General features: G+C 31.7%; 25 protein-coding genes. 8 read left to right on the top strand and 17 right to left on the bottom strand.

Features of this window, described 5'->3' with window-relative positions; all coding sequences use genetic code 11:
- Nucleotides 1–161: 161 nt before the first annotated feature.
- Both ftsW and CD121_RS11915 read right to left on the bottom strand, forming a co-directional pair.
- Nucleotides 162–1,385, bottom strand: coding sequence for a cell division peptidoglycan polymerase FtsW (gene ftsW / locus CD121_RS11910; protein WP_017637676.1), 1,224 nt, complete (start codon nucleotides 1,383–1,385; stop codon nucleotides 162–164).
- Nucleotides 1,386–1,694: 309 nt separating this feature from the next.
- Nucleotides 1,695–1,970: an Fpa/YlaN family protein gene (locus tag CD121_RS11915; RefSeq protein WP_017637677.1), complete on the bottom strand. Its 276-nt coding sequence runs from the start codon at nucleotides 1,968–1,970 to the stop codon at nucleotides 1,695–1,697.
- Nucleotides 1,971–2,117: 147 nt separating this feature from the next.
- Between CD121_RS11915 and CD121_RS11920 the strand changes: the two genes are divergently transcribed.
- Together CD121_RS11920 and CD121_RS11925 are read left to right on the top strand one after the other, a co-directional pair.
- On the top strand, nucleotides 2,118–2,600 hold the full coding sequence (locus tag CD121_RS11920; protein ID WP_017637678.1) for a hypothetical protein: 483 nt from the start codon (nucleotides 2,118–2,120) through the stop codon (nucleotides 2,598–2,600).
- Nucleotides 2,601–2,780, top strand: coding sequence for a DUF2197 domain-containing protein (locus tag CD121_RS11925; RefSeq protein ID WP_126568401.1), 180 nt, complete (start codon nucleotides 2,601–2,603; stop codon nucleotides 2,778–2,780). It abuts the gene before it with no gap.
- 80 nt (nucleotides 2,781–2,860) lie between these two features.
- On the opposite strand, the gene typA is transcribed toward CD121_RS11925, so the two are convergent.
- The gene (gene typA / locus CD121_RS11930) at nucleotides 2,861–4,708 is read right to left on the bottom strand and encodes a translational GTPase TypA (RefSeq protein WP_017637680.1); all 1,848 of its coding nucleotides are present in this window, start codon (nucleotides 4,706–4,708) and stop codon (nucleotides 2,861–2,863) included.
- 99 nt (nucleotides 4,709–4,807) lie between these two features.
- Between typA and CD121_RS11935 the strand changes: the two genes are divergently transcribed.
- The gene (locus CD121_RS11935; protein WP_070452779.1) at nucleotides 4,808–4,999 is read left to right on the top strand and encodes a DUF5325 family protein; all 192 of its coding nucleotides are present in this window, start codon (nucleotides 4,808–4,810) and stop codon (nucleotides 4,997–4,999) included.
- Between the two features lie 153 nt (nucleotides 5,000–5,152).
- Here CD121_RS11935 and CD121_RS11940 read toward each other — a convergent pair whose 3' ends face one another.
- Nucleotides 5,153–5,971: an inositol monophosphatase family protein gene (locus CD121_RS11940; RefSeq protein WP_017637682.1), complete on the bottom strand. Its 819-nt coding sequence runs from the start codon at nucleotides 5,969–5,971 to the stop codon at nucleotides 5,153–5,155.
- A 166-nt stretch (nucleotides 5,972–6,137) separates the two neighbouring features.
- Between CD121_RS11940 and CD121_RS11945 the strand changes: the two genes are divergently transcribed.
- A complete protein-coding gene (locus CD121_RS11945; protein ID WP_017637683.1) occupies nucleotides 6,138–6,752 on the top strand; it encodes a YktB family protein in 615 nt (204 codons plus the stop codon).
- A 137-nt stretch (nucleotides 6,753–6,889) separates the two neighbouring features.
- Nucleotides 6,890–8,236, top strand: a complete 1,347-nt coding sequence (locus CD121_RS11950; RefSeq protein WP_017637684.1) for an Nramp family divalent metal transporter — start codon at nucleotides 6,890–6,892, stop codon at nucleotides 8,234–8,236.
- Between the two features lie 154 nt (nucleotides 8,237–8,390).
- Here the strand turns inward: CD121_RS11950 and CD121_RS11955 are convergent, their stop codons facing one another.
- The 13 genes from CD121_RS11955 to CD121_RS12015 all read right to left on the bottom strand — a co-directional run bounded on the left by CD121_RS11955 (nucleotide 8,391) and on the right by CD121_RS12015 (nucleotide 20,820).
- The gene (locus CD121_RS11955; protein ID WP_017637685.1) at nucleotides 8,391–8,894 is read right to left on the bottom strand and encodes a DUF4064 domain-containing protein; all 504 of its coding nucleotides are present in this window, start codon (nucleotides 8,892–8,894) and stop codon (nucleotides 8,391–8,393) included.
- 137 nt (nucleotides 8,895–9,031) lie between these two features.
- Nucleotides 9,032–10,165, bottom strand: a complete 1,134-nt coding sequence (gene auxB, locus CD121_RS11960) for a lipoteichoic acid stability factor AuxB (protein WP_126568404.1) — start codon at nucleotides 10,163–10,165, stop codon at nucleotides 9,032–9,034.
- A 72-nt stretch (nucleotides 10,166–10,237) separates the two neighbouring features.
- Nucleotides 10,238–11,311, bottom strand: a complete 1,074-nt coding sequence (locus CD121_RS11965; protein ID WP_119622956.1) for an ABC transporter substrate-binding protein — start codon at nucleotides 11,309–11,311, stop codon at nucleotides 10,238–10,240.
- Nucleotides 11,308–12,120 (bottom strand): ABC transporter permease, encoded by an 813-nt coding sequence (locus CD121_RS11970; RefSeq protein ID WP_126568406.1) that lies wholly within the window; start codon nucleotides 12,118–12,120, stop codon nucleotides 11,308–11,310. Before CD121_RS11970 ends, CD121_RS11965 begins: the two co-directional genes overlap by 4 nt.
- A gap of 5 nt (nucleotides 12,121–12,125) precedes the next feature.
- Nucleotides 12,126–12,929 (bottom strand): ABC transporter permease, encoded by an 804-nt coding sequence (locus tag CD121_RS11975; protein WP_017637689.1) that lies wholly within the window; start codon nucleotides 12,927–12,929, stop codon nucleotides 12,126–12,128.
- Nucleotides 12,922–14,016, bottom strand: a complete 1,095-nt coding sequence (locus CD121_RS11980) for an ABC transporter ATP-binding protein (RefSeq protein WP_017637690.1) — start codon at nucleotides 14,014–14,016, stop codon at nucleotides 12,922–12,924. Before CD121_RS11980 ends, CD121_RS11975 begins: the two co-directional genes overlap by 8 nt.
- Nucleotides 14,017–14,029: 13 nt before the next feature.
- Nucleotides 14,030–14,569, bottom strand: coding sequence for a helix-turn-helix domain-containing protein (locus CD121_RS11985; RefSeq protein WP_017637691.1), 540 nt, complete (start codon nucleotides 14,567–14,569; stop codon nucleotides 14,030–14,032).
- A gap of 128 nt (nucleotides 14,570–14,697) precedes the next feature.
- On the bottom strand, nucleotides 14,698–14,973 hold the full coding sequence (locus tag CD121_RS11990; protein WP_017637692.1) for a UPF0223 family protein: 276 nt from the start codon (nucleotides 14,971–14,973) through the stop codon (nucleotides 14,698–14,700).
- A 166-nt stretch (nucleotides 14,974–15,139) separates the two neighbouring features.
- Nucleotides 15,140–16,546 (bottom strand): dihydrolipoyl dehydrogenase, encoded by a 1,407-nt coding sequence (gene lpdA, locus CD121_RS11995; RefSeq protein WP_017637693.1) that lies wholly within the window; start codon nucleotides 16,544–16,546, stop codon nucleotides 15,140–15,142.
- Between the two features lie 4 nt (nucleotides 16,547–16,550).
- Nucleotides 16,551–17,864, bottom strand: coding sequence for a dihydrolipoamide acetyltransferase family protein (locus CD121_RS12000; RefSeq protein ID WP_126568409.1), 1,314 nt, complete (start codon nucleotides 17,862–17,864; stop codon nucleotides 16,551–16,553).
- 63 nt (nucleotides 17,865–17,927) lie between these two features.
- Complete coding sequence (locus tag CD121_RS12005) at nucleotides 17,928–18,905, bottom strand: alpha-ketoacid dehydrogenase subunit beta (RefSeq protein ID WP_017637695.1); 978 nt, start codon at nucleotides 18,903–18,905, stop codon at nucleotides 17,928–17,930.
- A gap of 3 nt (nucleotides 18,906–18,908) precedes the next feature.
- Nucleotides 18,909–20,021: a pyruvate dehydrogenase (acetyl-transferring) E1 component subunit alpha gene (gene pdhA / locus CD121_RS12010; RefSeq protein ID WP_126568412.1), complete on the bottom strand. Its 1,113-nt coding sequence runs from the start codon at nucleotides 20,019–20,021 to the stop codon at nucleotides 18,909–18,911.
- 172 nt (nucleotides 20,022–20,193) lie between these two features.
- The gene (locus tag CD121_RS12015; protein ID WP_029055529.1) at nucleotides 20,194–20,820 is read right to left on the bottom strand and encodes a YkyA family protein; all 627 of its coding nucleotides are present in this window, start codon (nucleotides 20,818–20,820) and stop codon (nucleotides 20,194–20,196) included.
- Between the two features lie 311 nt (nucleotides 20,821–21,131).
- Between CD121_RS12015 and def the strand changes: the two genes are divergently transcribed.
- The 3 genes from def to CD121_RS12490 form a co-directional block, all read left to right on the top strand.
- Complete coding sequence (gene def / locus CD121_RS12020; RefSeq protein ID WP_017637698.1) at nucleotides 21,132–21,683, top strand: peptide deformylase; 552 nt, start codon at nucleotides 21,132–21,134, stop codon at nucleotides 21,681–21,683.
- Nucleotides 21,684–22,234: 551 nt separating this feature from the next.
- The gene (locus tag CD121_RS12025) at nucleotides 22,235–22,453 is read left to right on the top strand and encodes a DNA-dependent RNA polymerase subunit epsilon (protein ID WP_017637699.1); all 219 of its coding nucleotides are present in this window, start codon (nucleotides 22,235–22,237) and stop codon (nucleotides 22,451–22,453) included.
- On the top strand, nucleotides 22,453–22,576 hold a 124-nt coding region (locus tag CD121_RS12490; protein ID WP_371683229.1), incomplete at its 3' end, for a hypothetical protein. The genes CD121_RS12025 and CD121_RS12490, both read left to right, overlap by 1 nt.

The raw sequence follows: 22,576 nt of genomic DNA on the forward strand, positions 1-22,576 counted from the left end.
TTCACTTATAATCAAATAAACTTATCATTAACAATAACTTTATATTATCATTATGTTGAAAGTATTTCCAGTTTAAAATAATTTACAAATAAAAAAGCTAATCCCTTACCTTTAGAAAATTCACTGTACAGAATTTCACTAAAGAGAGATTAGCTAAATAGTTATTGATAACGACGTCTAATATCGATTTTTCGTTGTTTACTTCTAATTTCATCCATTTTAATTTGTTTTGCAGTAATTAAGAGTAATCCCATTGCTATACTTAAACTAATCATAGCCGAACCACCAAAACTAATAAACGGTAATGGTACACCTGTTAATGGAATTGTTGCTGATATACCACCTAAGTTTACAAATGTTTGGCTTCCGATATAACTAGCAATTCCTACACATACTAATTTATAAAAATATGAATTCGTTTTATTAGCTAGTTGGAATGCACGGTAAACAATGAAAAATTCTAGTAGGATGACAAATAAACCACCTACAAGTCCTAATTCCTCACATATAACCGCAAATATAAAATCGGTATGTGGTTCTGGTAAGTAGCCAAGTTTCATAATACTATTTCCAAGTCCCCGACCAAATAATCCACCATTACCTATAGCCATAAGTGAGTTAGATATATGGTAACCTGTACCAGCTTCTGCATTAAATGGATTAGTTAAGGTACTAAATCTAGCTTCAAGGTAACTTGGTAATAATCCTAAAGCAAGCACTAAAATGGATATCACTATACCTGCAATGACTACCATAATACCGTATTTCAAAAGATTTTGTACGCCTATACCAGCGTAAAAAATTATTGAAAAGAAAATAATTAAAATTAATAATGTTTGCCCCACGTCTCTTTGTAAAAGTACTAGCGCAACACAGCTTGAAACTAAAATAATCGGTGCTGCAATAAGTTTAATTTTATTTCGTACTTGAGGCATTTTCTTCTCTATCATAAACGGTAAGTATAAGATGATAGCAATTTTTAATAACTCTGACGCTTGTAAATTCATAAATCCTAAATTGATCCAACTTTTTGAACCATTAATATTTTTACCAATTACAAGTGTTATTAATAACAAAGCGAATATACCTATCATCATCCACTTTTGAACATTAGGCTTTTTCAATATCTTTACATTCATTATAAATGCCATAAAAAAGACTATAACAAAACTCATAATGACGTAAAGTAACTGTCTCGTATAGAAATATGTACCGGATACTTCAGCGCCACCTGTTAATGTACCTTTAGTAGCAGCCACCATGCTGGCACTATAAACCATAACTAAACCAATTAAACATAGAATCACATATGTGACTAACAATGGATAATCGATAAATTTAGATGTTTTCCCAATATACCGCATTATATTTTTAAAGTTTTTCATATATCAGTTCATCCAATTCAATGTTTTTAAGATTTGTTTAAAGGGAATTAATCGAATATTAATCATTCCCACAAACCTATCTTTTTATTATAAACTTCTTATGTATCACAAAACAAATATAAACATAATGATTTTACAAAAAGATAAAATGACTGAGAAAATATCAATTATGATACTATCTCAGCCACCATTTATACAATGTGTAGGTTGCATTTCACGTTTATATCAAAATGAATTCAAACTATGTTATATCTATACAAATTTGAATTAATATAAATAATAACGTTAGATTAAATCAAATCTATAAAATTAAACATTTGTAAAAGCTTCGTGTAGTTTTGAAAGTTCTTTTTCAAGTCTTAACATAAGTTCTTTGCCGACTTCTTTGTCAACTAGCCCTAGTTGTACAGCAAAATCTACTTCTTTTTGAAGACCGAACATTTGTGTATCTAAAACTTCTTCATAAAGCGGACAAGAAGGTACTGTTAGGTTATCCATTTGAACTTTGATTAGCTGTAAAATTCTATCAGCATCTTTGTTCAATTGCTCATATGCCGCATTATTTAATTTCGACTGATTAGCCATGACACACACTCCCCCTATCATTTCATTAAATATCTTCAATACTTAAAATTTTATCTTACTAAATGTTAAAAAGCAAGTATCTTTAAAATAAGTATAACCTATTTTATGATAAAATAATATGAGATAAAAATTTAGGGAGTGGGCAAGATGATTCAAATTAAAGGTGCGGTAAAATTTCCCATCACATTAGATAGTACAACTTGGATATTTGACGATCGAAAGGTAAGTATTGAAGACTTAGAAAAAGGTGTCTTTGACGGTACTAAACCAGTTCGATTTGAAGACAATAGAGAATGGAATCGTGCTATTCTTGAAGGACAAACTAATCCGCCAACGCTTAATTCTGAAATAAAATATAAAAAACGTTCTGTTTTAGAAGGTTCATTTGTGATTAACATGACACCATTCTTTAAAACAGCAGAACCACAATCAAACGCAACTGCAATTAAATTATTTAATGATGAAGATTCAGTTGAAGTTCCATTAGATTTATTACCATACTTATTCTTCCAATTTGCTAAAGATGGAAAACGTATGTATGACGATAATTCAGTTGATAGTTTTGTATACGATACAGAAAATGGATACAGCTACGAATTTAAGTATGTAAAATATATTGAGGTGATTTAATTGGTTCCTGTTAAATGTATCATTTGTGATACTACAGTTCATATTGATGAAAACACTGTAGAAGCAAAACAGCTTAGAAACAACCCTATTCGTACTTTTATGTGTGATGATTGTAAAAGTCGCTTAGATACACCTAAACAACCTCAACCTTTTACGTATCACGATTCAAAAGAAAATTAACATAATAAAACCACTCGCTAGTTGTATTATCAACTAGCGAGTGGTTTTTTTGCTTATATTTTATTCATGTTAATTAAAAATTATTCTTCATCAGACATCATTTGTTTAACACGTTTAGCTTCTTTTTCACGAACTGATTTATTTAAAATTTTCTTTCTCAAACGAATACTTTCAGGAGTTACCTCTACTAATTCATCATCATTAATAAATTGTAAAGCCTCTTCAAGCGTTAAAATACGTGGGCGATTCATTGTTTGAGTTTGGTCTTTAGTTGCTGAACGTACGTTAGTTTGATGTTTTGTTTTTGTGATATTAACTGTTAAGTCATTTTCACGGTTATGTTCACCAACAATCATACCTTCATAAACTTCAGTACCTGGTTCCATAAAGTTAGTACCACGGTCCTCTAGACCTAAAATAGCATAAGTACTAGCAGTTCCTTGATCCATTGAAATTAATGCACCATTTCTTCTGCCACCAATTTTTGCTTTAATACGAGGTCTAAATTCTTCAAATGTATGGTTAATAATTCCATAACCACGAGTCATTGACATAAATTCAGTAGTGTAACCAATCATACCACGTGCAGGTACCATAAAGATTAGACGAGTTAAACCATTATCTGTTGTCATCATGTCTAACATTTCACCTTTACGTGTACCTAAAGATTCGATTACTGCACCAGAATTTTCTTGAGGCACTTCACATTGAACTCTTTCAAATGGTTCACACATCACGCCATCTACTTCTTTAAGAATTACTTGAGGTTTAGAAACTTGTAATTCATAACCTTCACGACGCATATTTTCAATTAGGATTGATAAATGTAACTCACCACGACCCGCAACGATCCATGCATCAGGTGAATCTGTAGGTGTTACTTTTAATGATACATCTGTTTCAAGTTGTTGATCTAAACGTTCTTGAATTTGGCGCGCTGTTACAAAGTCACCTTCACGACCAGCAAATGGTGAATTATTGACTCTGAATGTCATTTCAAGTGTTGGCTCATCAATACGTAATACTGGTAATGCATCTTGGTGATCATGTGGTGTTACTGTTTCACCAACGTTAATGTCTTCCATACCAGATACTGCGATTAAGTCACCAGCTTGTGCTTCTTCAATTTCTTCACGTTTTAATCCAAAGTAACCAAAGATTTTAGTTACGCGGAAGTTTTTAATAGTGCCATCTAATTTAATAAGTGATACGTTGTCACCAACACGCATTTTACCTCTAAATACTCGGCCAATACCGATACGACCAACGTAATCATTATAGTCTAATAATGCTACTTGGAATTGTAATGGTTCATCACTGTTATCTATTGGTGCTGGTACGTAATCAATGATTGTTTCGTATAGTGATTGCATGTTTTCATCTTGTTGTTCAGAATTTAAACTTGCAGTTCCGTTAACAGCTGAAGCATATACAACTGGGAAATCAAGTTGTTCATCATTTGCTTCTAATTCAATAAATAAATCTAACACTTCATCAACTACACCTTCTGGTCTTGCTGATGGTTTATCAATTTTATTTACTACTACAACTGGTTTTAAATTTTGTTCTAATGCTTTTTTAAGTACAAAACGTGTTTGAGGCATAGTACCTTCATATGCATCTACAACTAAGACTACGCCATCAACCATTTTCATGATACGTTCAACTTCGCCACCAAAGTCAGCATGACCTGGCGTATCTAAAATGTTAATTCTTGTTCCTTTATAGTCTACCGCAGTATTTTTCGCTAATATCGTAATACCACGTTCTCTTTCTAAGTCATTAGAGTCCATAGCACGATCGTCAACATGTTCATTCTCTCTAAAAATTCCTGATTGTTTCAATAATTCATCAACTAACGTCGTTTTACCATGGTCAACGTGCGCAATAATTGCTATATTACGTACATCTTCTCTTATATTCGTCATATTATAAATTTCCTTTCTTAAGTAAACTCCCACTTTTAATTACAACTTTTTTATTATATCATAGATTAGAGAAAAAATAAGTAAAAGGTGGGGTATGGGATGCAACAAAAAAAATCTAAAGGCATATTTTGGGTATTCTCAATTTTAGCTGTAATCTTTTTATTGCTTTTTAGTTTTAGTGTTGGTGCTGCAAATGTTCCAATGATGATTTTAACATTTATATTACTCGTTGCAACATTTGGTGTCGGTTTCACAGTAAAAAAGAAATATCGTGAAAATAATTGGTTATAAATGATATAACCCCTTAAAAACGAATTAAAACTTCTTTTAACACGAATTCACCATCATTTAATTTTATTTTAACAATATATTTTCAAAATAAAATTGTAAAAGTCCATGGAGGCATTAGAGTCTTCCATGGACTTATTTTTATCATTGTAGGTATTATCGACCAAATCTTCTTTTATGATGTTTTCGTAACGTTTCTTCAAACTCATTTAAATAATTATTTAATAGTTCATCGTGTAATGAAGGATTTGCCATAACAATAGAATTGGGTTGGTTAATTGTTAAAGCGTCACCAAGTAAATTAGTACCTTTACCGCCTACTTCATTAAGTATCATTAAACCGCCAGCATAATCCCACGGTTGTAGTCTTGGCGTTACATAAGCGTCTAATTGCCCTTTTGCTACACTAACAATTTCTAGCGCTGCACTACCATATGCTCTAGCACTTCGAGCATCATCAACAATTGGTGTAAATATAGGCCCCATAATAGGTTTAGTTAACCAATTAGGATTAATACCAATAATACTTGTTTTTAATTGCGTAGATTTTAATTTTTCCAATGGATGATTATTCTCATAAGCACCTTCACCAACTTTAGTATGATACAAAATATCTCTCATTACGTCATATACAAATCCAGCGTATGGTTGACCTTCGTGGTAAATACCAATAGAAATCGCAAAATTTTCTTGTTGATGAACAAAATTTAAAGTGCCATCAATTGGATCAACGACCCAAACCACACCATTGATATCTTTTAAATCGTGACCATGACCTTCTTCACCTATCACTTTGTGTTCCGGATAATTTTGGTGAATCATTTCAAATATATAATCTTCTGTTGCTTTATCTACGTTAGTCACTAAGTCGTTAGGGTTGGATTTGGTTTCTATATTTAAATCCTCTTTCATCATTAAACGGACTTTGTTACCCGCTTCTAAAACTAATCCTTTAGCAAAATCGTAAAGTGCCATGGTATCATCTCCTATTAATATCTATTATACACGATAACTATCCCTTTTTTATAATGTTAGATTCCCCTTTTTACATGAAATTATGTATAAAATTGAAACTACAATTTAGAATTTTTAGTCATGGTTATGCTACAATAACTTTAATTATTACCCTAGGAGGCAAGTTATGACAAAATATACATTTACACCTGAAAATTTTAAAGCCTTTGACGTAGATGGTCTTGATGAACGTATGGAAGCACTTAATGAACATGTTAGACCTCAACTTCATCAATTAGGTGATTATTTCACAGAGTATTTTAGTACTCAAACTGGGGAAACATTCTATCCTCACGTCGCAAAACATGCCAGAAGAAGTGTTAACCCTCCTAAAGATACCTGGGTTGCATTTGCTCCAAACAAACGTGGTTACAAAATGCTGCCCCACTTTCAAATTGGATTATTTAGAGACCAATTATTTGTAATGTTTGGTGTTATGCATGAAGCTAAAGACAAAGCTGAACGTGTTAAAACATTTGATAAGCATTTCGACACATTAAGACATCTCCCTTCAGATTATAGTGTGTGTCTTGACCATATGAAACCAGAAAAACCACTAATTAAAGATTTTACAGATGATCAATTACATGAAGCCATAGACCGCGTTAAAAATGTTAAAAAAGGTGAATTTTTCGTTGCTAGAGCAATCTCACCTGACGATAATCGTTTAACGTCTGACAAATCATTTATTCAATTTGTAGAAGAAACATTTGACCAGTTTTTAAAATTCTATCACGCATAATAATTTGTTATAAAATACCTGATACATTGAAATGATGTCCGGGTATTTTTTAATAGTGTAAAATATTTTTAGGTTGACCTAAAAATATAATTAGGTTAATATATCATTATGATTTTACATTAGAGGTGATTTAATTTATGAATAAGCAATCAGACAATCATGAACATCAAAAAAGCTTAGAAGAAATTAATAATACGATAGATTTTGACTACAAAAGTAATGCCAGTCAAAAACTATTAGCTTTTATTGGACCAGGTCTATTAGTTGCTGTTGGATATATGGATCCTGGCAACTGGATTACTTCAATGCAGGGTGGCGCACAATTCGGTTATACACTGCTATTTGTCATTTTGATTTCTAGTCTAGCTGCTATGTTGTTACAAAGTATGACTGTTAGATTAGGGATAGCCACAGGGAAAGATTTGGCTCAAATGACACGCCACTATTTATCTAAGCCTGTTGCTGTTATTTTTTGGATAATTGCAGAACTAGCTATTATCGCGACAGATATTGCTGAAGTAATCGGAAGTGCCATTTCACTTAATTTATTATTCAATATTCCATTAATTGTTGGTGCACTAATTACAGTATGTGATGTGTTTATACTTTTATTTATGATGAAATTTGGTTTTAGAAAAATTGAAGCTATTGTAGGTACACTTATCTTTACAGTATTAGCTATCTTTATATTCGAAGTTTATATATCATCACCTAATGTCATTAACTTATTAAATGGATTTTTACCTCATAAAGAAATTGTTACTAATCAAGGTATTTTATATATTGCTTTAGGTATTGTTGGTGCAACAATTATGCCACATAATCTTTATTTACATTCTTCAATCGTTCAATCAAGAAAGTATGATAGAAATAATAATGATGATAAAGCTCAAGCAATCAAATATGCAACAATTGACTCAAACATCCAATTATCAATTGCATTTGTAATTAACTGCTTATTATTAACTTTGGGCGCTGCTTTATTCTTTGGCTCAAATGCAGATGAATTAGGTGGATTTTATGATTTATATCATGCATTAAAAACTCAACCATTACTTGGTGCAACATTAGGTGGTGTTATGAGCACATTATTCGCGGTAGCACTCCTTGCTTCAGGGCAAAATTCAACAATCACTGGTACTTTAGCAGGTCAAATAGTAATGGAAGGTTTCTTAAGATTCCGATTACCAAATTGGCTTCGTCGATTAATTACAAGATCACTAGCAATTATTCCAGTTATTATTTGCTTAATTATTTTTAATGGCAATGAAGCTAAAATTGAACAATTACTAGTATTTTCACAAGTATTCTTAAGTATTGCATTACCATTTACATTAATACCATTACAATTAGCGACAAGTAATGAAAAATTAATGGGTCCATTTATTAATAAAAGATGGGTAAATGTGATTTCTTGGTCACTTATTATTATCTTAAGTATTTTGAATGTTTATCTTATTATTCAAACATTCCAAGAATTGTAAATGAAGCTAACAATATTCACTGAGATTAAATATAAACAAAACAACCTTTTGGGATTATTTGAAAATCCCAAAAGGTTGTTTTACTTTACGATATTTTATGAAGTTGCTCCATAATTTAATTCATTCAATCAATAGTTATTACAATATATTTTGTCTAATAAGTATATGGTTTTTTGCTTTGTTGACGTTCTTTTAATTCTTCTTCTGGATTCCACTCTTGTCTCTTGGTTGAATCATCATAAGAATTATTATTTTGGAATTGATTAGTTGGTCCTTGTTTATCTGATTTCGCAAGTAGCATGATACCAGAAATTAACCATAATACCATCGCAATAATATTAGTTGCCATAATACCAACAATTGCAGCTGCAATTAATAAACTAGCGCCTAATTTACGTCTTCCTTTAACAGTTAGCGCACCAACAATTCCTAATATAGTAGAGAAAGCTAACACACCCATTGATAAAGCAATTGATGTTGCAAGCATGTCCATAGACATATCTTGATTACTTCCCATCATTTTGCTTACCATTTCTTCATTTTGAGATGCACCGCTTCCTGACTTCATAGCGAAATAACCTACGATTACTAATAATAAATATAAACTACTCAATCCATTAGCAATCCAAGCTAAAATAAGTTCTGTTTTTCTTTTCATTTCGGTACCTCCTTAAATCCTTACCTTAATAATACTAAAAACTGTCTTTTCTTGCTAATTAATACACTAAAATTTTAATACTCTAGAAAAAAAGACCAAAAATGAATACTAAACTTTCATTTTTGGTCTTTAAATTATTATTTAGAGTTGTTTTCTTCATCAATATTTTGATTATCTTGCTTAACGTTATCTCTCATTTTTTGTTCAGTTTCACCGAACATTTGACGACGTTCTTCGTAATTCATTCTACGTTGATTTACAGCACTTGGTTGATTTTTACGTTTTTCTTTCATGCGTTGATTATATGCTTTACGCTTTTCTTTTTTCTTAGCACGAATTTCTGCTTTTTCTCTCTTTTGTTGAGCTTTTAGTTCTTTTGGATCAATCTGAGGTTCATCATTATAATTATTTTGTGCTTCATCATATGCACTATCATTATAAGCCTCTGGATTAACTTGTGCTTCGTTATTAGAATTAGATTTCTTATTATACTTAGCTTGTCTAGATAATACTGTAGGTTCTTCTTCTTGTTCATCATCATCTGAACGATATTCACTTTCAACAGCACGCTTAGGAAATTGTTCATATTTATCATCATATGTTTCATTATTTTCTTCATTTTGTGCTGTAGCATCTTGAGTTGGTTCATATGCTTGTTCTTTACGTTCCATACTACGACGTGATGGTCGTCTACGTTGACTTGTTTTTTCAATTTTTTCTTCTTGTTCAGGTTCGTAATGGTGTGTATCTTGCTCTGGAACTTCATTATAAGGTTGATAACCATAACCATTATTATAATTTGGTACAACTTCTACCTTGTTCTTTCTGACAAACATCATTATTGCTATGATGAAGAATAAAATTGGAATAATTAAAGTTACAACAAGTAACACTAATGGTATCGTAATGATTGCTGATAATAAGAATAAAAATCCAGATAAAATTCTAATATTCATAGATATTAATGCTAAAAATGAAATCAGTAAACAAACAATGAAATACACTATAATAGCCCATACACCATTTTGTAACCAAATTACAAATTGCGTAGTACTTAAACTATTATTTGCCAACATTTGTTGAATAAGGTCATTATTATTTAATGTATTCTCTAAGTTAGCAATTGATGTATCATTACTAAATGACACTAAAGCTATAAACATCGTGACAATTGTCAACACTAGTAAGAATACCCAACTAAGCCAACCTAATACTTTTTCTGTTAGTCGACTGACTGGACGTTTGATTTGAGTATATTGCTCTCCTGTCATTCGTTACAACTCCTTACTTTACTTATCAGGTTATTATATCGAAAATAACATAAAATAACTACCATTTTCATTCTACTTTAACGACATTTTAAAATTTAAAAAACTTTCGTTATATTCACTTAATGTATCTTGACCTAAATCTTGATAAACTTCTAAGCGTTGTTGTTCCTTTTTATTAGGGTAAAATCTATGATCATTTTTAATATCATTTGGTAACATATTTCTTGCAGCTTTATTTGGTGTCGCATAGCCTACCCATTCGGTATTTTGTTTGTTGTTTTTTGCATCTAATAAGAAGTTCATAAATTTATATGCGCCCTCTTTATTTTGCGCTGTTTTTGGTATAACCATATTATCAAACCATAAATTAGACCCTTCTTTAGGAATAACGTAATTATATTTGTCACTTTCTTGTACTAATGGAGCAGCAACCCCACTCCAAACAACGGCCACATTACCTTCATTCTGTTGAAGCATCATTGTAATTTCATCACCTACGACACCTCTTACTTGTGGTGCTAAATTCTGTAAATCTGATTCAGTTTTTTTAATATGTTGTGGATTTTTATCATTCAAACTATATCCCAATTTATTGAGACCCAAACCTATAATTTCTCGAGCACCATCTACTAAAAGTACTTCATTTTTATATTTTGGTTTATATAAATCTTTCCAACTATTAAAAGAATCATTTGGATACTTATCTTTATTATATAAAATGCCAACAGTACCAAAGAAATAAGGTAATGAATATTTATTATGGCGGTCATATGGCATGTTCATATAATCTGAATCTAAATTTTTAATATTAGGTATTTTTTTATGATCAAGTGGTTCTAAAAGATGTGCACGTTTTAATTTTTGTACTGTATATTCACTTGGAAATGCTACATCGTAATGCGTACCACCATTACGAATTTTTGCTTCCATAGCTTCATTAGAATCAAATGTTTCATAAACTACTTGTATACCTGTTTCTTTTTCAAATTTTTTAATTAAACTTGGGTCAATGTATTCTCCCCAGTTATATACATAAATTTTCTGATTGGTGTCTGTATTCTCTTTTGATTTAAACCAATGACTGACTACTAAACATAAAGCGCCGATAATGATAGAAATTAAAATTAATTGTAAAAATCGCTTCATGTATTCACACCTCGTTTCGTATGTTTTTTACGTTGAACGATGTGCTGAATCGCGTAATAACCAATGACACCTATCATTATAACGACAAATAATATTGTTGATATAGCATTAATTTCCATACTTATACCTTTACGAGCCATGGCATAGACTTCTACAGAAAGCACACTAAATCCGTTACCTGTTACGAAAAAGCTGACTGTGAAATCATCTAAGGAATACGTTAATGCCATAAAAAAGCCACCGATGATTGCAGGCATTATATTAGGTATCACAATACTACTCAATAGTTGTGATTCTGTAGCTCCTAAATCTCTAGCTGCATTCAACATACTATCATTCATTTCATATAATTGAGGTAATACAACGATAACAACTATCGGTATACAGAATGCAATATGTGATGCCAAAACTGTCCAAAAACCAAGTCCTAATCCAGTAAAATGACCTATAGCAGTGAACATAATTAAAAAAGAAGCACCAATTACAACGTCAGATGATACCATCAATACATTGTTTAAAGTTAATAAGGTTACTTTAAATTGTTTATTTCTTAAATAATAAATAGCAATTGCACCTAAAGTACCTATTAAAGTTGAGACAGCAGCTGCAATTAATGCGACTGCGACCGTATTAAAAATGACAGACATTAATTTATCATTTTGGAACAAGGTTTGATAGTGTTCTAATGTGAAATGTTCAAAATGAATCATATTACCTGCTGAATTAAATGAATATACCATCAAAAACAAAATGGGTATATATAACACAGCAATTAAAATACTTATATAAAGCTTGCCATACCATTTCACATTTCTCACCCTTTCCTATGATTAGATTTAGATTTTGTCATAATTAATATAAATGCCATGAAGATGATTAAGAATAATGCAATCGTAGATCCCATTCCATAGTTTTGAATAGTTAAAAATTGTTCTTCAATTGCTGTACCAATATTAATAACTTTATTACCTGCGATAAGACGAGTAATCATAAATAATGATAATGCTGGTATAAAGGTAACTTGTACACCTGTCATTACACCTTCTCTTGTTAATGGTACAATCACTTTTCTAAATGTCGTTAATGGACTGGCACCTAAATCACTAGATGCTTGTAGTAAATTATTAGGTATAGCTTTCATACTATTAAATATAGGCAGTATCATAAATGGGATATAGATATAACTAGCCACCACAATAAACGCACCTGCTGTAAATAACATGTTTATTGGAGATAAATGAAATATATTTAATAATTGATTAATTAACCCATCATGACTTAATAAACCAATAAATGCATATGTTTTTAATAATAGGTTAATCCAAGTTGGTATAATCATAATCATTAATAGTAAATTTTGATATTTTGATTGTGCAATATAGTAAGCAGCTGGATAACTTATCACGAGCGTTACAATTGTTATAATAGCTGCAAAAAGGATTGAATCAGTAAACATTTTTAAATAACTAAATGTAAAGATGTGTTCATAGTTAGTAAAGCTAAAATGTCCTTGGTTATCGAGAAAAGAATAATAAACGAGAAGTACCACTGGGATGATAATAAAAAGAACCATCCAAATTAAATACGGGATGAGCAATAAACGATTTGTATTACGCATTATCAACTTCCTCATAACTTTCAATTCGTTTATCAAATTCTTCTTCCGTTTCTCCAGGTACCATAATATGAATAGCTTCTGGTTCAAAATATAAACCAACTTCACTACCAACTTCTGCTTTACGTGTCGACTGAATTACCCACTCATATCCTTTTCTATCAACTACACAAATTTCGTAATGTACCCCTCTAAAAAGCATTGAATCAACTTTTACTTGGAATAAGCCTTTATCTGCTTCGATTAAAGAAATATCTTCAGGACGAATCACTACATCTACATTTTTATTTTCAGGAATTCCCATATCTACACATTCAAAATCTTGACCATAAATATTAACAACGAAATCTTCGACCATTCTTCCTTTTACAATATTAGATTCACCAATAAAATCTGCCACAAATCGATTGACTGGCTCATCATATATATCATTAGGTGTACCAAATTGTTGAATTTTACCATCTTTCATTACAAATATGTAATCACTTAAAGCCAAAGCTTCTTCTTGATCATGGGTTACGAAAATAAATGTAATCCCCAATCTTGATTGCAATTCACGTAGTTCATATTGCATTTCAGTTCGTAATTTTAAATCTAAAGCGGATAATGATTCATCTAATAAAAGTATTTCTGGTTCGTTAACAATCGCTCGTGCTATAGCAACACGTTGCTTTTGACCACCACTCATACCATTGATATTGCGTTCTTCATATCCTGAAAGTTTTACTAATCGTAAAGCTTCTTCTACTTTATCTTTTATTGCAGATTTACTCATTTTCTTAAGTCGTAATCCATATGCGATATTATCAAATACATTTAAGTGTGGAAATAATGCATAATCTTGGAATACTGTATTCACTTTTCGCTTATTTGGAGGTAACTTACCGATTGGTTTATTTTGGTATATAACTTCACCTTTATCAGGATATTCGAATCCAGCTATTAATTTTAAAATCGTTGTTTTACCACATCCAGAAGGACCTAACAATGTATAAAAGTGTCCAGACTCTATATCAATATCAATTTCATTTAATATTTGAACGTCATCATATCCTTTACTTACTCCCTTAAATGATAATAATGGTGCCAATTTCTACAACTCCTTATAAATATGATGCTGTTGCAACAATTAATATTTTCACTTCTTCATGACTTTCATTAAATAGACGATGATCATCGTTCGCTTTAAAATAAAATACATCTTCTTTGTTAGCATGATAACAAGTATTACCTAATTGAAGTGTAACTTGACCTTGCAAGCAATAGATAAATGTATCAGATTCTGATGGATTAAATGTTTTATAAGACGCACCAGGTTTTAATGTTAATAAAAGTGGTTCCATTTCAAATTCATTAGATTTAGTTACTAACCAATTTAATATATAGCCCCTATCATATTCATCATAAATGACCTGATCTTTCTTTTTATAAATGACCTTTTGTTGTTCTGATTCCTTAAAGAAATCACTTGCTGAAGTACCTAAGACTTCTAAGATACTTAAAAATGTCTCCATACTTGGTGATGCATTTTGACTTTCTATTTGGGAAATATATCCTTTTGAAAGATCAGTTCTTTCTGCCAATTCTTCTTGAGTTAAATTTTTTATTTTCCTAAGATTCTTAAGTTTATAACCTATATCCATATTGAAACCACCTAAAAAAAGCTATATTAAGTTTACTTTTATCAAACATTTTGTTTAACGCTTAATAAAAATACCAAAATATAACTTTATAATCAATACTTTTTAAAATAAATGATTTGTATTATGGATTATGACTTTGCAGAAAAGACTTGTTGATCGGGATTTTTAGTCACTTCTTGAACAACTTTGTAGCTATTATATCCACTACTTTTTTCAAATTCTTTAAATATTTGTTTTTCTTCTGCTTTACCAGGGACTATTTGTTTAAAAGTTTTGTAAGCATTTTTAACATCTTCGCCTTTAACAGATGATTCGTAATAATTTTCAATTTGATTAAAGAAATGAATGACTGACATCATTTCCTCATTGTTCCAGTCTATATCTAAGGGATATTGATATTCCATGTTTTTTCACTCCAATATGTTTAATAGAATATATATTCAGTCTATCGAACAAGCATTTAACAAACAACTGATTTAATATTTTTAAACTAAGATTGTATATAGTTTTGACAACATAAAAAAACTGGCAACAATAATGTTGCCAGTCTCATTTAACTAATTCGTTAAATTACATTGTGTGGATTGGGTAACCAATCGCTTTTTCAGCTGCTTCCATTGACATTTCACCTAATGTTGGGTGAGCATGTACTGTTAAAGCAATATCTTCAGCGTTCATACCTGATTCAATTGCTAAACCTAATTCAGAAATAATATCTGATGCGCCAGTACCAACAACTTGAGCACCGATGATTGTGTCATCTTCTTTAAGTGTAATTAATTTAACAAAACCATTAGTATCATCTAAAGATAATGCACGGCCATTTGCAGCGTAAGGGAATTTAGAAGCTTTAATTGATAAACCTTCTTCTTTTGCTTGCGCTTCAGTATATCCAACTTGAGCTAATTCTGGCTCAGTGAAACATACTGCTGGCATACCAATGTAATCAACTTCTGCAGCTTGTCCATCAATAGCTTCTGCAGCAACTTTTGCTTCGTAGCTAGCTTTATGAGCAAGTGGTAAACCTGGAACGATATCTCCAATTGCGAAAATATTTTCGATTGAAGTACGGCTTTGTTTATCAACTTCTAATAAACCGCGTTCTCCGAATTTAAGACCTAATTCTTCTAAGCCTAATTCATCAGTGTTTGGACGACGTCCAACAGTTACTAATACATAATCAGCTTCGATTGTTTGTTCTTCACCTTTAGCTTCATAAGTAACTTTAACACCATTTTCAGTTTCTTCAGCTGATTTAGCCATAGCTTCAGTAACGATTTCGACACCTTTTTCTTTCATGCCTTTTTTAACTGGTTGTGTCATTTGTTTTTCAAAGCCGCCTAAAATATCTTTGGCACCTTCAAGAATTGTTACTTCTGAACCGAAGTTTGCAAATGCAGTACCAAGTTCTGAACCGATATAACCGCCACCAACTACAACTAATTTACCAGGTACTTCTTGTAAGTTTAACGCACCTGTTGAATCGATAACGCGTTTACCGAATTCAAAGTTAGGAATTTCAATTGGTCTAGAACCAGTTGCGATAATAGCATGTTTGAAATTGTAAGTTTGAGCACTTTTTTCATCCATAACACGTAAACTGTTATTATCTACAAAGTAAGCTTCGCCTTTAACGATTTCAACTTTATTACCTTTTAATAATCCTTCAACTCCACCAGTTAATTTGTTAACTACTGATGATTTGAATTCTTGAACTTTTTCATAGTTTAAAGAAACACTTTCAGCAATTACCCCTAAATTTTCTGAATGTTGTGCTTCAACAAAACGATGAGATGCGTGTAATAAAGCTTTAGAAGGAATACAACCAACGTTTAAGCAAACGCCGCCTAAATTACCTTTCTCAACGATTGTTACTTTTTGACCTAGTTGTGCTGCACGAATTGCTGCAACATAACCTCCGGGACCTGCTCCGATTACAATAGTATCTGTTTCAATTGGGAAATCTCCAACTACCATCTTTTTACCCCTCCATTAATAATAATTCTGGATTATTTAATAAACGTTTAATGTGATTCATAGCATTTTGTCCAGTTGCACCATCGATTTGTCTGTGGTCAAAGCTTAATGATAATGCAAGAACTGGAGCTGCTACAATTTCTCCATCTTTAACAATCGGTTTTTGAGCAATACGCCCAATTCCTAAGATAGCTACTTCTGGGTGATTAATAACTGGAGTGAACCATTGTCCACCAGCTGAACCGATATTACTGATTGTACATGTTGCACCTTTCATTTCATCAGAAGTTAATTTACCATCACGTGCTTTAACAGCTAGTTCATTAATTTCATCAGAAATTTGGAAAATAGATTTACGGTCAGCATGTTTAACAACAGGAACTAATAAACCTCTGTCTGTGTCTGCTGCAATACCAATATTCCAATAATGTTTGTGTACAATTTCGCCAGCTTCTTCATTAAATGAAGTATTAAGTGCTGGGTATTTTTTAAGTGCAGAAACAAGTGCTTTCACTACATATGGTAAGAAAGTAAGTTTTGTTCCTTGTTCAGCTGCAACTTCTTTGAATTTCTTACGGTGATCCCATAATTGTTGAACATCAATTTCATCCATTAATGTAACGTGTGGCGCTGTGTGTTTAGAATTAACCATAGCTTTGGCAATTGCTTTACGCATAGCTGGGATTTTTTCAGTTGTTTCTGGGAAATCGCCTTCTGGAACTGTTTGAGTTGCTGCAACATTACTATCTTCTGAAGTAGCATCTGATGCTGCACTTTCATTAGATGTAGTTTGAGTTGATCCACCATTTAAGTATGCATCAACATCTTCTTTTGTAATACGTCCATTTTTACCTGAACCTGCAACTGCTTTAATATTCACGCCATTTTCACGTGCATATTTACGTACTGAAGGCATTGCTTTAATAGTTCTATTTTCATCAACTTCAGCGTCTTGAGCATTAGTTGCTGCTGGTTGACTTTCTTGAGATGAAGCGTTGTCTTCTTGAGGAGATTCTTCTTTAGGTGCATCACTTGATGATTCATCACTGTGATGACCTTTGAATGTCATTTCTTCAGCATCTGGTGCGTCAATTTTAACGATGATATCACCAACAACTGCTACTGTACCCTCATCAACTAATACTTCTTCAATTGTACCACTAACTGGTGATGGAATTTCTACAACAGATTTATCATTTTGAACTTCTGCTAAGACATCATCTTCTTCAATTGTATCTCCAGCTTTTACAAACCATTTTACAATTTCACCTTCGTGGATACCTTCCCCGATGTCGGGTAATCTAAATTCAAATGCCACGGTCTTTTTCCTCCTAAGATTTTATAATAAAAATCACTATTTAATATAAATTTTATTCAATTATTAAAATTCTAAAGTTGCTTTTGCTTTTTCAACAATATCATTTTTATTTGGTAACCAAACATTCTCAGCTTGAGTAAATGGATATACTGTGTCAGCTGCTGCAACACGAGCGATTGGAGCTTCTAATGATAAAATTGTACGTTCAGCTAATTCAGCTGCTACTTGTGCACCAACACCTGCTTGACGTTGTGCTTCTTGTACAACTACTGCTCTATTTGTTTTTTCAACTGAAGCTACTAAAGTATCAATATCAATTGGTTGTACTGTACGTAAATCAATTACTTCAACAGAATAACCTTCTTTTTCTAATTCTTCAGCTGCTTTTAATGATTCTTGAACCATTGCGCCATAAGCGATTAAAGTAATGTCGTTACCTTCTTTTTTAACATTAGCTTTTCCGATATCAATTGTATATTCTTCTTCAGGAACTTCTTCTCTGAATGAACGATATAATTTCATATGCTCTAAATATACTACTGGATCGTTACTTCTAATAGAAGAAAGTAATAAACCTTTAGCATCGTATGGACCTGAAGGGATAACAACTTTTAATCCAGGAGATTGAGCTAAAATACCTTCTAAGTTATCTGCGTGTAATTCAGGAGTATGCACACCGCCACCGAATGGGGTACGAATTGTTACAGGTGCAGTTTTAGAACCACCTGAACGGAAACGAGTACGTGCGATTTGTCCTGCTACAGAGTCAAATACTTCATATACGAATCCTAAGAATTGGATTTCCATTACTGGACGGAAACCTTCAATAGCTAAACCTAAAGCTAAACCGCCAATACCAGATTCTGCAAGTGGTGTATCGAATACACGATCTTCACCAAACTCTTTTTGTAAACCTTCAGTAACACGGAATACACCACCGTTAACACCAACGTCTTCACCGAAAACTAATACGTCTTCGTCTTTTTTAAGTTCAGTTTTAAGCGCATCATTAATCGCTTGAACCATTGTCATTTGTGCCATGGCTTACTTCGACTCCTTCTCTTTGTAAATTTCATATTGTTCTGCTAAGTTTTGAGGCATTTCTTCATACATGATTTCCATTAGAGAAGTAACAGTTTGTTTTTCTGTATTGTCAGCCTCTTTAATAGCTGCTTTGATGTCTGATTTAGCACGTTCAATAACTTCATTTTCTTTCTCTTCATTCCAAAGACCTTTGTTTTCCAAGAATTTTCTGAAACGTACTAATGGGTCTTTTTTCTCCCATTCTGCGTCTTCATCTGAAGTTCTGTAACGTGTAGGGTCGTCACCAGCCATAGTATGTGGACCATAACGATATGTCATAGTTTCGATTAATGTTGGACCTTCACCTGCAACTGCACGTTCACGAGCTTCTTTAGTAGCTTGATAAACTGCTAACGCATCCATACCATCAACTTGGATACCAGGGATACCAACAGCAATAGCTTTTTGAGCTAATGAAGTTGCTGCAGTTTGTTTGCTACGTGGTGTTGAAATCGCGTAGTTATTGTTTTGAATAACAAAGATTGCTGGTGCTTTGTATGCTGAAGCAAAGTTAATACCTTCATAGAAGTCACCTTGAGATGAACCACCATCACCAGTATAAGTAATTGCAACTGCATTTTTGCCACGTTTTTTAAGACCGAATGCTACACCTGCTGTTTGAATATATTGAGCACCGATGATAATTTGTGGGCTTAATGCATTAACGCCTTCAGGGAATTGATTTCCTTTGAAGTGACCTCTTGAGAATAAGAAAGCTTCAGTTAAAGGTAAACCATGCCAAATAATTTGTGGCACATCACGATACCCTGGTAAAATAAAGTCTTCTTTTTCTAAAGCGTATTGAGAAGCTAATTGAGAAGCCTCTTGTCCTGCTGTAGGTGCATAGAAACCTAAACGACCTTGTCTATTTAAAGAAATAGAACGTTGGTCTAAAATACGTGTCCATACCATTCTTTCCATTAATTCTACTAATTCTTCGTCTGTTAAATTAGGTACTAAGTCTTCATTTACAACGTTACCATCTACGTCTAAAATTTGAACCATTTCAAATTTCGACTGTGTGTCATTTAGTACTTTTACCGCATCGAATTGGGCTTGTAACTTAGGAGCCATTCAATTCACCATACCTTTCCCATTTATAAATAGAAATTCATTTTATCCATAACAATTGTATCACAAATAAATAACCCTGTTAAACGATTTCATAAAGTTCTGTTTTATTATAAAAAGATACAGATGTGAGGACTGTACTAATACTTCCCCTACATCTGTATCAATCGTCAAATTATTTAAATTGATCTACGTCTTGTTTTTCCTTATTTACCTTGTTCATAGCTTTTGAATACGCTTTAAATTTCTTATTCATATCTTTGTAGGCTTTACTTAATTCTTTTGATTTTTCATCAACTTGTTCTTGTGTTGCACCATCTTTATTAATAAAACTAAACAGTGATTTTTCTTTACCTAAAGCTTTTTTGTAAGCCTTTGCATAGTCGCTATGTGTTTTATATTTATCTTTTATCGCTTTATCTAGTTCTTCAACTTCTTTTTTCTTATCTTTATTGTCTATATTATCAATGTGTGATTCTGCTTTTTTAAATTCTTTTTCAGACTCATTAAGCGCTTTTTCTTCTTTTTTAAATTCTTTTTCACGTTTTTCTGCATTTTCGACAATATCATCAGCAGCTTTCTCTCTAGTTTGCTGATCTTTATCATTAGCTTTTTTAAATAGCTTTTGTTTTTCTTCTTCTAACTTATTTATTTTTTTACTTACATCTGTAACTGGTTTTTCTTTATCAAAAGCATTTTGTACTTGATCGTCATATGCTTTAATTTCCTTTTTATCTGTAGTACATCCTGCTAACAAAACAGCCGATGTAGCTACTACTGCTATCGTTTTGTTAAATTTCATTTCTGTTTCCTCCTCAAAGTTGTACGCTTGTTATAATAAATAAATCTACATTATAAATCAACGAAATCGATATTATAAGCCGTCTAAACTATTCATGTATATAACGAGTATGCCTTTATTTATATTATAATATAAAATTATTATACTATATAGTATCAGTGAGTTTTGAATTTACACCTTCTACTTATAGAAGTTTGTCGACTATGATGTTATTCTAACTTTTATTTAGTATTTCTACTAATAATCTAATTTACATCAATGTACTTCTACCTATCTAATTTGGTATATTTATATTAAGGAAGGTGTCAAACATGTTAACAATGAAAGATATAATAAGAGATGGTCATCCTACACTACGTGAAAAAGCTCAAGAATTAAGTTTCCCTTTATCTAATGAAGATAAAGAAACATTAAAAGCTATGCGTGAGTTTTTAATTAATAGTCAAGATGATGACATCGCTAATAAATATGGTTTACGCTCCGGTGTAGGTTTAGCAGCACCACAAATTAATGTTTCAAAAAGAATGATTGCAGTTTATTTACCTGATGATGGTAATGGGAAATCTTATGACTATATGTTAGTGAATCCAAAGGTAATGAGTTATAGTGTCCAAGAAGCTTATTTACCAACTGGTGAAGGATGTTTAAGTGTTGACGAATCAATTCCTGGATTGGTTCATCGTCATAATAGAGTGACAATAAAAGCTCAAGATATCGAAGGTAATGATATTAAATTACGTTTAAAAGGCTACCCTGCTATCGTTTTCCAACATGAAATTGATCATTTAAATGGTGTAATGTTTTACGATCATATCGACGAAGCTAATCCTTTAACACCACATAATGATGCAGTAGAAGTTTAATATGAAATTTTAAAACTCGTAAGTATTAATTACTTACGAGTTTTTATTTCTGAACTTCTGTAAATATTATTACGAGTCTTAACTCCACTACTTCTCATTATATATTTCTTCATCTATTAAATACCTATCTATTATAATTTAAACAAATATCTAATAGTAAAAGTGGAACAATTCCATTTAAAAACTAGTCATTATTTAAATATTCTCGCTTAAAACACTTCTTACCACTTTACTTAAAGATAAAACTGCTTTATTTCTTCTTATACATCATGTAAAATATATATTAACTGAAAACTTAGTGAACTAATGCTATTTTTCAAAATTTGAACGACAATATTTCCCTGGAAAACATACTCGGTAGTGAAATTAAATAGAATCATTGTATATCTATTTAGATTGAGCTGGTATGTATTTTATTTTAAATAAGCAAGCATGCTTTATTGAAGAGTTATATCAATTAGAATTTTATTGTTTCTATCTTTAATAACCCGAGTTGTAAACCAAGGGACTTGAATAAATATTTAAAACAACCCTTAGGAGGAATTATATCAATGTCAGTATTTAAAGTATTCTATCAACATAATAAAGATGAAGTAATCGTGCGTGAAAACACACAAACAATTTATGTTGAAGCACAAACTGAAGAACAAGTTAGACGTTATTTAAAAGACCGTAATTTTAATATCGAATTTATCACTAAATTAGAGGGCGCACATTTAGATTACGAAAAAGAAACTTCAGATCATTTCAGTGTGGAGAAAGCTGAATAATGAAACAATTACATCAAAATGAAGTAGGTGTATATGCACTTGGTGGCTTAGGTGAAGTTGGTAAAAACACTTATGCTATTGAGTACAAAAATGAAATCGTGATTATTGATGCTGGTATTAAAT

Source organism: Staphylococcus pasteuri (genome assembly GCF_003970495.1).
GTDB classification, from domain to species: Bacteria; Bacillota; Bacilli; order Staphylococcales; family Staphylococcaceae; genus Staphylococcus; species Staphylococcus pasteuri.